Source organism: Streptomyces sp. ERV7, assembly GCF_001653515.1.
In the GTDB taxonomy this organism is placed as follows: Bacteria; Actinomycetota; Actinomycetes; order Streptomycetales; family Streptomycetaceae; genus Streptomyces.
This window is the reverse complement of sequence record NZ_LYOY01000051.1, coordinates 62,678-77,631: the sequence shown is the minus strand read 5'-3', so window position 1 is coordinate 77,631 and position 14,954 is coordinate 62,678. Positions and strand designations below refer to the sequence as shown.

General features: G+C 72.2%; 14 protein-coding genes and 1 pseudogene. 2 read left to right on the top strand and 13 right to left on the bottom strand.

Annotation, left to right across the window (positions count from 1 at the left end; genetic code table 11):
- The 6 genes and pseudogenes from gatC to A8W25_RS23210 form a co-directional block, all read right to left on the bottom strand.
- Positions 1 to 297 carry an Asp-tRNA(Asn)/Glu-tRNA(Gln) amidotransferase subunit GatC gene (gene gatC / locus A8W25_RS23235; protein WP_067164579.1) on the bottom strand — a complete coding sequence of 99 codons (297 nt, stop codon included), beginning with the start codon at positions 295 to 297 and terminating at the stop codon, positions 1 to 3.
- 437 nt (positions 298 to 734) lie between these two features.
- Positions 735 to 2,771, bottom strand: a pseudogene (locus tag A8W25_RS23230) (putative bifunctional diguanylate cyclase/phosphodiesterase); the annotation flags it as partial.
- 253 nt (positions 2,772 to 3,024) lie between these two features.
- Positions 3,025 to 5,217 carry an NAD-dependent DNA ligase LigA gene (gene ligA, locus A8W25_RS23225; RefSeq protein WP_067164577.1) on the bottom strand — a complete coding sequence of 731 codons (2,193 nt, stop codon included), beginning with the start codon at positions 5,215 to 5,217 and terminating at the stop codon, positions 3,025 to 3,027.
- Positions 5,218 to 5,248: 31 nt separating this feature from the next.
- Positions 5,249 to 6,277: a methionine synthase gene (locus tag A8W25_RS23220; RefSeq protein WP_067164575.1), complete on the bottom strand. Its 1,029-nt coding sequence runs from the start codon at positions 6,275 to 6,277 to the stop codon at positions 5,249 to 5,251.
- On the bottom strand, positions 6,274 to 6,963 hold the full coding sequence (locus tag A8W25_RS23215; RefSeq protein WP_067164573.1) for an SDR family oxidoreductase: 690 nt from the start codon (positions 6,961 to 6,963) through the stop codon (positions 6,274 to 6,276). Before A8W25_RS23215 ends, A8W25_RS23220 begins: the two co-directional genes overlap by 4 nt.
- Before the next feature lie 16 nt (positions 6,964 to 6,979).
- A complete protein-coding gene (locus A8W25_RS23210) occupies positions 6,980 to 7,519 on the bottom strand; it encodes a TIGR00730 family Rossman fold protein (RefSeq protein WP_067164571.1) in 540 nt (179 codons plus the stop codon).
- A gap of 104 nt (positions 7,520 to 7,623) precedes the next feature.
- Between A8W25_RS23210 and A8W25_RS23205 the strand changes: the two genes are divergently transcribed.
- A complete protein-coding gene (locus A8W25_RS23205) occupies positions 7,624 to 8,076 on the top strand; it encodes a DUF427 domain-containing protein (RefSeq protein WP_067164570.1) in 453 nt (150 codons plus the stop codon).
- On the opposite strand, the gene mnmA is transcribed toward A8W25_RS23205, so the two are convergent.
- From mnmA to A8W25_RS34495, 4 genes are all read right to left on the bottom strand, one after another.
- Positions 8,073 to 9,197: a tRNA 2-thiouridine(34) synthase MnmA gene (gene mnmA / locus A8W25_RS23200; RefSeq protein ID WP_067164568.1), complete on the bottom strand. Its 1,125-nt coding sequence runs from the start codon at positions 9,195 to 9,197 to the stop codon at positions 8,073 to 8,075. The two genes, A8W25_RS23205 and mnmA, sit on opposite strands and share 4 nt — an antisense overlap.
- An 88-nt stretch (positions 9,198 to 9,285) precedes the next feature.
- On the bottom strand, positions 9,286 to 10,455 hold the full coding sequence (locus A8W25_RS23195) for a cysteine desulfurase family protein (RefSeq protein WP_067164566.1): 1,170 nt from the start codon (positions 10,453 to 10,455) through the stop codon (positions 9,286 to 9,288).
- 35 nt (positions 10,456 to 10,490) lie between these two features.
- A complete protein-coding gene (locus tag A8W25_RS23190; protein ID WP_067164564.1) occupies positions 10,491 to 10,760 on the bottom strand; it encodes a DUF4190 domain-containing protein in 270 nt (89 codons plus the stop codon).
- Between the two features lie 2 nt (positions 10,761 to 10,762).
- Positions 10,763 to 10,921 carry a hypothetical protein gene (locus tag A8W25_RS34495; protein ID WP_199831815.1) on the bottom strand — a complete coding sequence of 53 codons (159 nt, stop codon included), beginning with the start codon at positions 10,919 to 10,921 and terminating at the stop codon, positions 10,763 to 10,765.
- A gap of 93 nt (positions 10,922 to 11,014) precedes the next feature.
- On the opposite strand from A8W25_RS34495, the gene A8W25_RS23185 reads away from it, so the two are divergent.
- Positions 11,015 to 11,659, top strand: a complete 645-nt coding sequence (locus tag A8W25_RS23185; protein ID WP_067164562.1) for a TetR family transcriptional regulator — start codon at positions 11,015 to 11,017, stop codon at positions 11,657 to 11,659.
- A gap of 204 nt (positions 11,660 to 11,863) precedes the next feature.
- Here the strand turns inward: A8W25_RS23185 and A8W25_RS23180 are convergent, their stop codons facing one another.
- The 3 genes from A8W25_RS23180 to A8W25_RS23170 all read right to left on the bottom strand — a co-directional run bounded on the left by A8W25_RS23180 (position 11,864) and on the right by A8W25_RS23170 (position 14,912).
- On the bottom strand, positions 11,864 to 12,703 hold the full coding sequence (locus tag A8W25_RS23180; protein ID WP_067164560.1) for a thioesterase family protein: 840 nt from the start codon (positions 12,701 to 12,703) through the stop codon (positions 11,864 to 11,866).
- Between the two features lie 71 nt (positions 12,704 to 12,774).
- Positions 12,775 to 13,431, bottom strand: coding sequence for a trimeric intracellular cation channel family protein (locus A8W25_RS23175; RefSeq protein ID WP_067164558.1), 657 nt, complete (start codon positions 13,429 to 13,431; stop codon positions 12,775 to 12,777).
- A gap of 74 nt (positions 13,432 to 13,505) precedes the next feature.
- Positions 13,506 to 14,912 carry a M1 family metallopeptidase gene (locus A8W25_RS23170; protein ID WP_067164556.1) on the bottom strand — a complete coding sequence of 469 codons (1,407 nt, stop codon included), beginning with the start codon at positions 14,910 to 14,912 and terminating at the stop codon, positions 13,506 to 13,508.
- Positions 14,913 to 14,954 lie beyond the last annotated feature (42 nt).

Here is a 14,954-nt window from a genome sequence, read left to right as displayed (position 1 = left end):
TTAGTCCTCCCCCAGGATCTGCGGCACCTTGAAACGCTGCTGCTCCTGGGCCGGGGCGCCGGAGAGCGCCTGCGCGGGGGTGAGCGACGGACGGACCTCGTCCGCGCGCATGACGTTCGTCAGCGGCAGCGGGTGGGAGGTCGGCGGTACGTCTTGGTCGGCGACCTCGGAGACGCGGGCGACCGCGCCGATGATGTCGTCGAGCTGACCGGCGAAGTGCTCAAGCTCTTCGGGCTTCAGCTCCAGACGCGCCAGCCGTGCGAGGTGTGCGACCTCCTCGCGCGTGATGCCAGGCATGCAGCGATCCTCAGGGGTGAGTGCGTGTGGTTTGGGGCCAATCCTATGGGGCCCGGCCGCCACTCGACTAAACGGTTTGTGCCGGGGGGCCTGATCAGGGGCCGAGGGGCACCGATCCCAGCGGGCCGACGGGTCGGCCGACGGGCCCTGGGGGACCGCGCGGCCGGGCGCCTCCGCGGCGCCTCCCCAGTGCCTCCCCAGTGCCTTCCGGCGTCGACAGCGGCCGGCGCCCCTCACCCGGGATCGCGGGAAACCGGCCCGGTCCGCACCGACCCCCGCCCCCGAACCGCCGTGTCCTCCCAGGCCGTTACGGCGTTACGGTGACGTCGGAGGCGGGCCCACCCGATCACTGCACCGGGGTGCCCGACGGCTCCTCGGCCGCGGCTGTGGCGGCGGACTTGGCCGCCGCCTCCAGGTCGGCGGGACGCTGCGCTGCCCCCGCGCGAGCCCCGGGCGAGCAGCCAGGCGGTGGCCTCGGCGGGCGGCATCGCGGCGGCGACCAGCCAGCCCTGGACGGCGTCGCACCCCAGGTCGCGCAGGCGCTCCCAGGTCTCGTCGTCCTCGACGCCCTCGGCGACGACGAGCAGACCGAGGGAGTGGGCGAGGTCGAGGGTGCAGCGGACGATCTCGGCGTCCTCGTTGTCGACGGCGAGCCGGGCCACGAAGGAGCGGTCGATCTTGAGCTCGCTGACGGGCAGCCGGCGCAGATGCACGAGCGAGGAGTACCCGGTGCCGAAGTCGTCGAGGGACATCTTCACGCCGTGGCCGGTCAGGCCCGCCAGGGTGTCGGCGGCCCGCTGCGGGTCCTCCAGGAGGACGTGCTCGGTTATCTCCAGCTGGAGGGCGCCCGCCGGGACGCCGTGCCGGGCCAGCCGGGCCGCCACCGCGCCCGCGAAGCCCGGGGTGTGGACGTCGCGCGGCGAGACGTTCACGGCGACCGGGACCGTGAGCCCCTGCGCCCGCCACCGGGCGACCTGGGCGAGCGCCGTCTCCAGGACGTACTCGGTCAGGTGCGGCATCAGCCCCGAGGACTCCGCGATGGCGATGAACTCGTCGGGAGGGACCCGGCCGCGCTCCGGGTGCACCCAGCGCACCAGCGCTTCGAGCCCGGCCACCTGGCCGTCGAAGCGGACCTTGGGCTGGTAGTGGAGCTCCACGTCGCCCGCGTCGAGCGCGCGCCGCAGATCGCCCAGCAGACCGAGGCGGTCGGGGGTGTTGGAGTCCCGCTTCGACTCGTACACCTCCACGCCCGTGCGGTCCCGCTTGGCCTGGTACATCGCCACGTCCGCCCGGCGCAGCAGCCCCTCCGCGTCCAGCGCGTGGTCGGGGTAGACCGCGACGCCCGCGCTGGCCTCCAGGACCAGGGTGAGCCCGTCCAGGTCGAGCGGCGAGGAGAGCTCGGCGACCAGGCCTCGGGCTATCCGCATGGTGCTGGTCGCGGAGTCGGCCACGGGCAGCAGCACGGCGAACTCGTCGCCGCCGAGCCGGGCCGCCTCGGCGCCGCGCGGCAGGGCGAGCCGCAGCCGTTCGGCGATCTGGAGGAGCAGCCGGTCGCCGGCGAGGTGGCCGAGGGTGTCGTTGACCGAGCGGAACCGGTCCATGTCGATCAGGACGAGGGCGGCCCGGTTGCCGGGGCCCTCGGCCTCCTCCAGAGCCGCCCAGGTGCGCTCCAGGAGCCACTGGCGGTTGGGCAGTCCGGTGAGCGGGTCGCGCAGTTGCTCCTCGGCGCGGGCGCGGGCGATCCACAGGGTGGAGTCGAGGGCGATCAGCGGCACCGCGAAGAGCGGCAGCAGGACCGGCAGGGCCATCGCGACCACGCAGATCAGCGGGGCGATGCCGAGCAGGGCGACGGCGACGAGCCCCTGTCGCAGCAGGGCCGTCCGCGCGACCGTGGGCAGCCCGCCGCCGCGCGGCGCCATCGCGTACCAGAGCAGGATCCGGGTGACCACCAGATACGTTCCGGCGGCGAGCACCACCACGGGGGCCGAGGAGACCGTCCAGTCGGTGGGCCACCAGGGTGAGCGAACGCTGGGGTGGTGGCCGAACAGGGCGAGCACCAGCGCGGCCGCGCCGATGCCGAGGACGTCGACCGCCCCGTGCAGCACGCCCGGGCGCCAGCGGTGCCGACGGGCGGCTCCCACGAGCACCACGACGGCCATGGAGACGAGCCCGGCCGGGACCCAGCCGTACAGGAGCAGCACGGCGAGGGTGAGGGCGGCGCCGGAGCCGGTGCCGCCCCACCAGCGGTCCCGCCCCAGCGCGACCAGATGGCCCACGATGATGCCGGTGAGCACGGCCAGCGCCCAGCCCCTGGTGGAGCCGGGGAAGAGGGCGTCGCCCGTGTCGAGGGCCCGGTAGAACCCCAGGGCCAGGGCGAGGGCGGCGGTCCCGAGGACGCCGGCGGTCAGCCTGGAGGAGAATCCCGCGAACCCGCGCAGCCGTGCGGCCGGGGCGGCGCTCTCGGTCGGTTTCATTCCCGTCCCTCTCACAGCCGGCGGTGCCGATGCCACGCGATGGCCCCCTTTGTCATGCCACCACGACCGGGAACTCCCCCAAGCTCCCGTTTCAGCCGTGCACGACTGGCGCTCATCACAACAGTAGGCCGCGGAGGGCTCTGACGGGCAGCGGTCTACATCTCTTGCCCGAATGCGACCTGACCGCCAAGAGCCGTCTGCTATGCGCCGAACGGGTGATGACGGGCCGCCCGAGAGGAGCCCTCCACTCCTCTTATTCCCCCTCTTCCGCGCTCGGCACAGCTGCTTCGCGAGCCGCTTCGGGACCCTGTTCCAGCAGGACAGCGAACCCGTCCTCGTCGAGAACCGGAACCTTCAGCTGCATCGCCTTGTCGTACTTCGAACCAGGGCTGTCGCCGACGACGACGAACGACGTCTTCTTGGAAACGGAACCGGTGACCTTGGCTCCACGGCTCTGGAGCGCTTCTTTCGCGCCATCTCTGGTGTGGTTGACCAGGGTTCCGGTCACCACGACCGTCAGCCCCTCCAGCGGACGGGGCCCCTCGTCCTCGCCGGAGCCCTCGTCCTCCATCCGGACGCCCGCGGCCTTCCACTTGCGGAGGATCTCGCGGTGCCAGTCCTCCTCGAACCACTGCTTGAGCGAGGCCGCGATGGTCGGGCCGACGCCCTCGACCGCCGCCAGCTCCTCCTCCGTGGCCTGTTCGATGCGCTCGATGGAGCGGAACTCCCGGGCCAGCGCCTCGGCGGCGACCGGGCCGACATGCCGGATCGACAGACCGGTGAGGATCCGGGCCAGCGGGCGCTCCTTGGCGGCCGCGATGTTCTCCAGCATCGAGACCGCGTTCTTGCGGGGCTCGCCGTTCATGTTGGCGAAGACCAGGGCGACCTTCTCCTCGCCGGTCTTGGGGTCGCGCTTGGGCAGCCCGCTGTCCTGGTCCAGGACGTACGCCTTGATGGGCAGCAGCCGGTCCATCGTCAGGTCGAACAGGTCGCCCTCGTCGAGCAGCGGCGGCTCGGCCGGCTCCAGCGGCTTGGTGAGGGCCGCCGCGGCGACATAGCCGAAGTTCTCGATGTCCAGGCTCTTGCGGCCGCCCAGATAGAACAGCCGCTCGCGCAACTGGGCGGGACACGACCGCGCGTTGGGGCAGCGCAAGTCGATGTCGCCCTCCTTCATGGGCCGCAGCGGGGTGTCGCACTCGGGGCACTCGGCGGGCATCACGAACTCCCGCTCGGTGCCGTCCCGCAGGTCCGCGACCGGGCCCAGGATCTCCGGGATGACGTCACCGGCCTTGCGCAGCACCACCGTGTCCCCGATGAGGACGCCCTTTGCCTTGACCACGTCCTGGTTGTGCAGGGTGGCGAACTCGACCTCGGAGCCCGCCACGGTCACCGGCTCCACCTGTGCGTACGGCGTGACGCGGCCGGTGCGGCCGACACCGACGCGGATGTTGACCAGCTTGGTGTTGACCTCCTCCGGCGCGTACTTCCAGGCGATGGCCCAGCGCGGGGCGCGCGCGGTGGAGCCGAGGCGGCCCTGGAGGGGGATCTCGTCGAGCTTGACGACGACGCCGTCGATCTCGTGCTCCACCGAGTGGCGGTTCTCCCCGAAGTACGTGATGAAGTCCCGCACTTCGTCCAGGGAGCCGACGACCTTGTTGTGCTGGGCGGTGGGCAGGCCCCACTCGCGCAGCAGCTCGTACGCGTGCGAGAGGCAGTCGATGGTGAAGCCGTCGCGCGCGCCGATGCCGTGCACCACCATGTGGAGCGGGCGGGTGGCGGTGACCTTGGGGTCCTTCTGGCGCAGCGAACCGGCCGCCGCGTTGCGCGGGTTGGCGAACGGCTTGTCGCCCGCCTCCACCAGACGCGCGTTCAGCCCCTCGAACGCCTCCATGGGGAAGTAGACCTCGCCCCGGATCTCGACCAGGTCGGGGACGCGGTCGCCCTTGAGGCGGTCGGGGATGTCCGCGATCGTACGGACGTTGGGCGTGATGTCCTCGCCCGTGCGGCCGTCGCCCCGGGTGGCGGCGCGGGTCAGCCGGCCGTGCTCGTACGTCAGGTTGACCGCGAGGCCGTCGACCTTCAGCTCGCACAGGTAGTGGTACGCGGCGCTGCCGACGTCCTTGGCGACGCGCTCGGCCCAGGCGGCCAGCTCCTCGTCGTCGAAGGCGTTGTCCAGCGACAGCATGCGCTCGCGGTGCTCCACCGAGGCGAAGTCCGTCTCGTACGCCCCCGCGACCTTCTGGGTCGGGGAGTCCGGGGTGCGCAGCTCCGGATGCTCCTCCTCCAGGGCCTCCAGGCCGCGCAGCAGCTTGTCGAACTCGCCGTCGCTGATGACCGGCTGGTCCTTCACGTAGTACCGGAAGCGGTGCTCCTCGACCTGCTCGGCGAGGAGCGCGTGCTTCTCCCGTGCTTCCGCGGGCACCACGTCGTTCTGTTCGCCAGCCACTGTCATGTCCTCCCGTTTCCCGTCTTCCCCGTCACTCAGGGTTGTCCGCGAGCGATCTCGCCGCCCGGACGCAGTGGGCGAGGGCCGCACGGGCATACGCCGGCGAAGCGCCCGCGAGTCCGCACGACGGGGTGACCACCACGGACTCCGCGAGAGTCCCCGGAAGCAGCCCCAGCCTGCGCCACAACGTCCTGACACCCATGACGCTACCGGCAGGGTCTGACAATGGGCCGTCGGTGCCGCCGACCACTCCGGCGAACAGCCGGGTGCCGCTCTCCATCGCCTCGCCGATCACGTCGTCGTCACGCTCGGTGAGGAGCGAGAAATCGAACGAGACGGCGGCCGCGCCGGCCCGGCGCAGCAGGGCGAACGGCACGTCGGGCGCGCAGGAGTGGACCACGACCGGGCCGTCGTGGACCGCGACGACGTCCCGCAGCGCCGACTCGACGACCTGGCGGTCGACGGCCCGGTGGGTGCGGTAGCCGCTGGCGGTCCTGATCTGCCCGCGCAGCACGGCCGTCAGCGACGGCTCGTCGAGCTGGAGCAGGATGCGCGCGCCCGGCATCCGGCGGCGCACGTCCGCGAGATGGCCGCGCAGGCCCTCCGCCAGCGACCCGGCCAAGTCGCGGCAGGCACCGGGATCGCCGAGCGAGGCCTCGCCGCCGCGCAGTTCGAGGGCGGCGGCCAGCGTCCACGGCCCGACCGCCTGGACCTTGAGCGGGCCCTCGTACCCCTGGGTGAACTCCTCCAGGGCGTCCAGGTCCTCGCCCAGCCAGGAGTGGGCCCGCCGGGTGTCGCGGCCCGGCCGGTCCCCGAGCCGCCAGCCGCTGGGCTCCACGCGCGCGTACATCTCGACGAGCAGCCCGGCGGTGCGCCCGATCATGTCCGCGCCGGGGCCGCGCGCGGGGAGTTCGGGCAGGAACGGGAAGTCGCCGGCCGAGCCGTCGGCCCCGATGAGGGAGCCGGTGACGGTCTTGGCGGCCTCGCGCGCGTCGCCGCCGGGCATGGAGCCGACGCCGGTGGCCGCGCCCCAGGGGAAGTCGCTGACGGCGTCGCTCATCGGCCCGGCCGCACCGTCAGGTCGTTGACCTCGGCGTCGCGCGGCAGGTCGATCGCCATGACGATGGTGGTCGCCACCGACTCGGCGTCGATGTACTTCGCCGGGTCGTACTCCTTGCCCTCCTGCGAGTGCACCTTGGCCTGCATGGGGCTGGCGGTGCGCCCCGGGTAGACGGAGGTGACGCGCACCCCGCCCGCGTGCTCCTCGTGGCGCAGCGAGTCCGCGAGGGCCTTGAGGCCGTGCTTGGAGGCGGCGTACGCGCCCCACTCGGCGTGCGCGGTGAGCCCGGCGCCGGAGTTGACGAACACGACGTGTCCGCGCGACGCGCGCAGCTGGGGCAGGAAGAGCCGGGTGAGCTCGGCCGGCGAGATCAGGTTCGCGTTGAGCTGCTGGTGCCAGGTCCTGGGGCGGAGCTCACCGATGGGGCCGAGGTCGACGACGCCCGCGATGTGCAGGAGGGAGTCCAGGTGGTCCGGCATCGGCTGCATGCCGAGCGACTTGGAGATGCGGTCCGGGTCGGCGAGGTCCGCGACGAGCGTGCGGGCGCCGGGGAAGAGCGCCGCGAGCTCCTTGGCGCGACCGGCGTCGCGCGCCAGCAGCACGAGCTCGTCGCCTCGTTCGTGCAGCCGCCGCGCCACCGCCGCGCCGATGCCGGAGCCTGCCCCAGTGATCAGGTGTGTAGCCATACCCGACATGCTCGCACTACTGGATGCCTGCCGACTCCTCCAGGTAGGCGAGGGCCGCGACGGCGTCCTCCGCGAAGAAGACCAGGTCAGTGAGAGGCAGCGGCAGGAAGCCCTCGTCGTCCATACGACGGAACTGCTCCTTGAGGCCGTCGTAGAACCCCGCCGTGTTGAGCAGCACCACCGGCTTGGTGTGCTTGCCGTGCTTCTTCAGCTCCAGGATCTCGGTGGCCTCGTCCAGGGTGCCGGTGCCACCGACCATGATCACGACGGCGTCGGCCTTCTCGAGGAGCAGCGCCTTGCGCTCGGCGAGGTCCTTGGCGAAGAGCATCTCGTCGGCGTTCGCACGGGCGGAGACGGCGAGGAAGTCGACGGAGACGCCGACGAGACGGCCGCCCGCCTCCTGCGCTCCGTCGGCGACGACCTTCATCAGACCGCTGTCCGAGCCGCCCCAGACCAGCGTGTGACCGGCCTTGCCGAGCAGCTCGCCGAACTCGCGGGCGGGGCGGGTGTAGCGGTCGGCGAGGTCGGCGGCGGAGAGGAAGACGCAGATGTTCATGGCGCAACCGTACGCCGGGAGACCCCTGCCACTCGAACGGGTGAACAGTGTCCCGAACGGCGAATCGGGGGAACAAGCGGCGGGCGATGGGCCGTTGAGCGGGCATGACGACGACGCACACGATTCTCGCCGAGCCCACCGGCGCCGCCACACCCCCGCCGGGCCCGCCGCCGCCCTACGACCCGGATCACCTCGTCACGGCCGAGGCCGCCGGGGAGGGCGCGCTCCGCGTCCGCGTGCTGTGGGACGGGCAGGTGCTCGCCGACAGCACCCGCCCGCTGCTCGTGCACGAGGACGGCCTGCCGGTCCGCTATTACCTGCCGACCGAGGACGTCCGGCTGGATCTGCTGAGCCCGTCGACCACCCGAACCACGTGCCCGTACAAGGGAATCGCGGCGTACTGGTCGCTGCCGGACGCGCCGGACATAGCCTGGGCGTACCACGAGCCGCTGGCGGCCGTGACGTTGATAAAGGACCACCTGTGCTTCATGGGCACGGCGGCCGACACGGCCTCCGGCTCGGGCACCGGATCCGAGGAGAGCCTCGCCGCGGACTAGGCCCGCGCCTCGGTGCGGCGCGCGGTCGTGGCGATCGTCGCCGACCCCACCACCCGCGTGCCGTCGTAGAGCACGATCGCCTGGCCGGGTGCGACGCCGCGCACCGGCTCGGCGAAGCTCACCACCAGCTCGTCGCCCACCGGCTCCGCCGTCACCGTCGTCTCGCCGCCGTGGGCCCGCAGCTGCGCGGTGTATGTGCCGGAGCCGACCGGGGCGTCGCCGCACCAGCGGGGCTTGATCGCGGTCAGGCCGGTGACGTCCAGGGCCTCGACGGGGCCGACGGTGACCGTGTTGTTCACCGGGGAGATGTCCAGGACGTAGCGGGGCTTGCCGTCGGCGGCCGGGTGGCCGATGCGCAGACCCTTGCGCTGACCGATGGTGAAGCCGTACGCGCCCTCGTGGCTGCCGACCTTGGTGCCGGACTCGTCGACGATGTCACCGTCGGCCTTGCCCAGCCGCTTGGCCAGGAAGCCCTGGGTGTCGCCGTCGGCGATGAAGCAGATGTCGTGGCTGTCCGGCTTCTTGGCGACGGCCAGGCCCCGGCGCTCGGCCTCGGCGCGGATCTCGTCCTTGGTGGTGAGGGTGTCGCCGAGCGGGAACATCGCGTGGGCGAGCTGCTTCTCGTCCAGGACGCCGAGGACATAGGACTGGTCCTTGGCCATGTCGCTGGCGCGGTGCAGCTCGCGGCTGCCGTCCTCGTTGAGGACGACCGTGGCGTAGTGGCCGGTGCAGACGGCGTCGAAGCCGAGGGCGAGGGCCTTGTCGAGCAGCGCGGCGAACTTGATCTTCTCATTGCAGCGCAGACACGGATTGGGGGTGCGACCCGCCTCGTACTCGGCGACGAAGTCCTCGACGACGTCCTCGCGGAAGCGCTCCGCCAGGTCCCAGACGTAGAAGGGGATGCCGATGACATCGGCGGCGCGGCGGGCGTCGCGGGAGTCCTCGATGGTGCAGCAGCCCCGCGCGCCGGTGCGGAAGGACTGCGGGTTCGCGGACAGGGCGAGGTGGACGCCGGTGACGTCGTGGCCCGCCTCGGCGGCGCGGGCGGCGGCGACGGCCGAGTCGACGCCGCCGGACATGGCGGCGAGCACACGGAGGGGGCGCGGGGGTGTCTTCGTCATAGCACCCACCAGGGTACGTGCCGTGCGGGGCGGGCGGCTCGCGAGTATCCCGGCGCGGGGTGCGGAGTGCGCCGCACCCCGTGGGGCGTCAGCTCAGCCCCGCCGTCCTCGCCCGTTCCACGGCCGGGCCGATCGCCGTCGCCACGGCCTGGACGTCGGCCTCCGTGGAGGTGTGGCCCAGGGAGAAGCGCAGGGTGCCCCTGGCCAGGTCGGGAGGGGTGCCGGTGGCCAGCAGGACATGGCTGGGCTGGGCGACGCCCGCCGTGCAGGCGGAGCCGGTGGAGCACTCGATGCCCTGGGCGTCCAGGAGCAGCAGCAGCGAGTCGCCCTCGCAGCCCGGGAAGGTGAAGTGCGCGTTGGCGGGAAGGCGGCCGCCCGGGGCCGGGTCACCGCCCAGGATCGCCTCCGGGACGGCCTTGCGGACGGCTTCGACCAGCTGGTCGCGCAGACCGCCGACCTCACGGGCGAAGTCGGCGCGGCGCTCGGCGGCCAGCCGGCCCGCCACGGCGAAGGCGGCGATCGCCGGGACGTCGAGCGTGCCGGAGCGCACATGGCGCTCCTGGCCGCCCCCGTGCAGCACGGGCACGGGGGTGTACTCACGGCCGAGCAGCAGCGCCCCGATTCCGTAAGGGCCGCCGATCTTGTGGCCCGAGACGGTCATCGCGGCCAGGCCCGAGGCGGCGAAGTCGACGTCGAGCTGGCCCACGGCCTGGACCGCGTCGGCATGCAGCGGGATGTCGAACTCCCGCGCCACGGCGGCGAGTTCCGCCACCGGCAGGACCGTGCCGATCTCGTTGTTGGCCCACATCACGGTGGCCAGGGCCACATCGAAGGGGTCGCGCGCGATCGCCTCGCGCAGGGCTTCGGGGTGCACCCGCCCGTAGCGGTCGACGGGGAGGTACTCGACGGTCGCGCCCTCGTGCTCGGCGAGCCAGTGGACCGCGTCGAGCACCGCGTGGTGCTCGACGGGGCTGGCCAGGACGCGGACGCGGCGCGGGTCGGCGTCGCGGCGGGCCCAGTACAGGCCCTTGACGGCGAGGTTGTCGGCCTCGGTGCCGCCGGCCGTGAAGACGACCTCGCTGGGCCGCGCGCCGAGTGCCTCGGCGAGCTCCTCGCGGGCCTCCTCGGCACTACGGCGGGCGCGGCGGCCCGCGGCGTGCAGCGAGGACGCGTTGCCGGTGACGGTGAGCTGGGCGGTCATCGCCTGGACCGCCTCCGGGAGCATCGGGGTGGTCGCGGCGTGGTCGAGGTAAGCCATGGTGGGCCCGATTCTACGAGCCACCCGGACCGGCCTCAGGCGCCGAGCCCCCAGGAGACGGTTCCGTCGGCCATGACCAGGCCCGCGAGCACCGCGAGGTCGGCGACGCCGAGGGCGAGTCCGAGCCAGGCGCGGCCGCGCCGGGCGGTGCCGTACCGCAGGGCGAGGCCGGCGAGCACGATGGCGATGGGGCCCAGTACGACGTTCATGACCAGCAGGCCGAGCAGTCCGAGGACGAAGGCGGCGACGGCCATGCCGTCGGCGTCCTTGTCACGGGCACGGCGGCGGTTCAGGACGAGTTCCATGGTCAGGCCCTCCGGTGCGAGGTGATGCGTTCACGTACGGCGAAGACGATCAGCCAGAGCCCGATGGCGCCGGCGACGGCGAGGGTGACCGGGAGCGGGAGGTGCGCCGCTGAGCCCAGCACGACCCCCAGCAGGAGGAGGGCTGCGACGAGGAAAAGCATGGTGGCCTCTCAAGTCGATTTCAGAGTACGACTGTTCACTGACTCCTCAGTCTAGCCTTTCCAAATTGAGCGAACAGCTGTTTACTGAGTGGTATGAGCCACACTCTCGGGATCCGGCAGGCCCAGAAGCAGAAGACGCGTCAGGCCCTCCTGGACGCGGCGCTCGGGCTGCTGGAGCACCAGAGCCTCAGCAGCCTGGGGCTTCGCGAGGTCACCCGGGCCGTGGGGGTCGCCCCCGCCGCGTTCTACCGGCACTTCAAGGACACCGCCGACCTCGGGGTGGCGCTGGTGGAGGAGGCGCTCGGGAGTCTGCACGAGACGATCCGGGCGGCGATCGTGACGACCGGCGGGAGCGAGGAGCGCATCGACCGGGCCGTGTCGCTGATCGCCGCGCATGTACGGGCGCATCCGGCGCACGTCCGCTTCATCGCGCGGGAGCGGCATGGCGGGGTGGCGCCCGTGCGGGCCGCCACCGGTGTGCAGCTTGAGCAGTTCGGCGAGGAGGTCGCCACGGCGCTGGGGGCGGATCCGGAGTCGCGGGGGTGGAGTGCGGAGGATCTGCGGATGCTGGCCGGGGTGTACGTCGATCACATGGTGATGACGGCGTCGGCGATCCTGGAGGCGGGTGCCGCCTGCGACGGGGAGGCCGCGGCCGTCCGGGCCGAGGAGGCGGTCATCGCCACCGCGCGGCGGCAGTTGCGGCTCGTCACGCTGGGCCGCCGGCATTGGCTGGATTGAGCCGGTTCTGTTCGTCTGCGGGTGCGTCGTGGCTGGTCGCGCAGTTCCCCGCGCCCCTGTAGGGCAGCGGGAGAACCCGGCTCAGCCACGAGCACTCAGGGGCGCGGGGAACTGCGCGACCAGCCACAGACGGCCCGCAGTCACACCACGCCCCCCGGCGGAGCGGGCCGCCACAGACGGCCCGCAGCCCACAGCCCCTAGGGACTACCGCTGCGCCCGTGCCAGCTGGCGGGACTGGGCCACCAGGCGGTCCGCGCTGTCCCAGACCTCCGCGTCCTCCTCCAGGAAGCCGCCGGCCAGGTTGCGCGTGGTGATGGAGACCCGCAGCGGGCCGGGGGCCGGGCGGCAGCGGATGTGGGCGGTCAGCTCGACCGTGGGGGTCCAGCCCGTCAGGCCCATCTCGAACGCGGTGGGCGGCAGGGCGTCGACCGCGAGCAGCAGCGAGTACGGGTCGGCGTCGCGGCCGTCGGCCAGGCCGAACCAGCCGCGCATCTCACCCTTGCCCGAGGGCGCGCCGACCGCCCAGCCGAGGGTCGTCGGGTCGAGCTTCAGCATCAGCCGGTCGGTGATGGCCGAGCTTCCCGGGATCGGCGAGGGGCCGTCGGCCGGGCCGAGGCAGTGCTCGATCGGCGGGATCGCGGGCGGCTTGGCCGTGGTGCGCACGTCGTCCGGGAGCGCGTCCAGGTCGCCGTACGAGGCGAGGACGCGGATGCGCTCGACCTCGGCGCCGTTCTCGTCGTACTGGAAGAGCGAGGCCTGGCCGGTGGAGAGCGTGCGGCCGGTGCGCACGCGCTGGGTGCGTACGACGGCCGGGCCGGGGGCGGAGGGCGTGAGGTAGTGGGCCGTCACGCTGAACGGGTCCGCGTGCGGGAGCGCCCGACCGAGCGTGCGGCCGAGGAGGGCGAGGAGATACCCGCCGTTCACGGCCTGGATGATCGTCCATCCGGCCGAGAGATGGGCGTCGTAGACGCCGTCTTCGTCTTCGCGCGGGGTGACGGCGGTGTCCCGGTCGAACTCGCTGTCCCCGATCGTTGCCTGTGCCATGCGGCCAAGGTACACCGGTACGTTACTGAGCGGTAGCTTTTTTTCTGAGGTCTCCGCTGGGAGGCGGGCCCCTACTCCTCCGCCGCCGCGCTCCTGCGGTTCCACGCCCTCGGGGCGCGCCAGTGGTAGCGCATCGCCGCCAGGCGCAGCAGGAACGCGGTGACGATGGCGAAGCCGCTGGTCACCGCGTTCAGGGTGTCGAAGCGGATGCAGAGCGCCACGATCGCGGCGCCCACGATCGCCGGGACGGCGTACAGGTCGCGGTCCCAGCGGAGCAGCGAGGGGACCTCGTTGGCCAGGACGTCGCGCAGGACACCGCCGCCGACCGCCGTGGCCAGGCCCAGGGCGGCGGACGAGGTGAGGCCGAGCCCGTAGTCGTACGCCTTGGTCGTGCCGGTGACGCAGAAGAGGCCGAGGCCCGCCGCGTCGAAGACGTTGACCGCGTTCTGGGTGCGCTCCACCTCGGGGTGGAGGAAGAAGACCAGGACGGCGGCGAGCAGCGGGGTGATGAAGTACCCGAGGTCGCTGAACGCGGCGGGCGGCACCGCGCCGATGATCAGATCCCGGAACAGCCCTCCGCCCAGCGCGGTGACCTCGGCCAGGACCGCGATGCCGAACACGTCGAAGTTCTTGCGTACGGCGAGCAGCGCGCCGGAGATCGCGAAGACGAAGATTCCGACGAGGTCGAGCGCATGCTGGACGGAGGGGGTGAACAGTTCGTGGAGCACCCGACATTTTTACCCCGATACATGTTCCCCGCTCGAACGTGTCGGGTGCTCCCGCTCTCGCGCCAGCCGCTCCCCTACCAGGCCGGCTTGCCGGTCGTGTAGATCCACTTCTGGAAGAGGTCGTCGAGCTGCTGCCCCGAGATCTTCTCGGCCAGCTTGATGAAGTCGGACGTGTTGGCGTTGCCGTACCGGTGCTGCCTGGTCCAGGTGGGCAGCAGCTTGAAGAACGCGCCGTCGCCGATGCGCTCGCGCAGCGCCTGGAGGGTCAGCGCGCCGCGCCGGTAGACGGCCCCGTCGAACATCGTGTCGCGCTGCGGGTCCGCGACCTCCCGCTGCCAGAACGGGTTGTCGGCCGGGACCCGGTCGTAGTAGGCGCGGGCCAGGTCATGGGCGGTCCCCCGGCCCTTGTGCTCCTCCCACAGCCACTGCGCGTAGCTCGCGAAGCCCTCGTTGAGCCAGATGTCCTTCCACTGCGCCACCGAGACCGAGTCGCCGAACCACTGGTGGGCGAGCTCGTGGACGATGGTGGTCTCGTTGCGGACCGCCGAGTACGCGGGCTTGGACTGCACTTCGAGCGAGAAGCCCGCCTGGGGCATGTCGTCGACGATCGCGCCCGTCTCCTCGAACGGGTACGGGCCGAAGACCTGGGACCAGTAGTCGGTGGCCTCGGCGGTCACCGCGTACACGTCGACCTGGTTCTGCCCCTTGAGCACCGGGTCGACGGCCACGTAGATCGGCGTGCCTGCCGGGGTCTTCCCGGTCCGCACGTCGAACTTGCCGATGGTCGCCGTGGCCAGATAGGTCGCCATCGGCCGCTTCTCGCGCCAGTGGAAGTACGAGCGGTCGCCCCGGTCGTACGACGAGACCAGCCGGCCGTTGGAGACTCCGGTCAGGCCCTTGGGGGCGTCGATGCGGATGTCGTAGGTGGCCTTGTCGGCGGGGTGGTCGCTGGAGGGGAACCAGGTGGAGGCGGCGTTCGGCTCGCAGGCCACGAAGACGCCGTCCTTGGTCTTCATCCAGCCGTAGTCGGAGCCGAAGACGATGGGGCCGTTGAGGGCGACGGGCACTCCGCCGTAGGCGACGGTGACCTCGAACTCCTGCCCCTTGCGCAGCTTGTGACGGGGTGTCACGACGATCTCGTCCCCGTTGCGGGTGAAGTCGGCGGGTCTGCCGTTCACCCGTATCGCGTCGACCGTGAGCTTCTGGAGGTCGAGGTCGAAGCGGGTGAGGGTCTGGGTGGCGCGGGCGGTGATCGTCGTACGTCCGTCGAGCCGCCCGGAGTCCGGGTGGTAGCTGACGCCGAGGTCGTAGTGGAGGGCGTCGTAGCCGCCGTTGCCCAGGTCGGGAAAGTAGGGGTCGCCGATCCCGGCCGCGCCGGGCGAGCCGCCGCCGGGTGCGGCGGCGATGGTGAAGGCCGAGGCCGCCGCGGTGGCGAGGGCGAGCAGCCGCGAGGTACGACGTGCCGAACGGGAGAGTGCCATGAGTCTGCCCTTCGAACGCGTTTCCGTGCGTACGGACAGGCA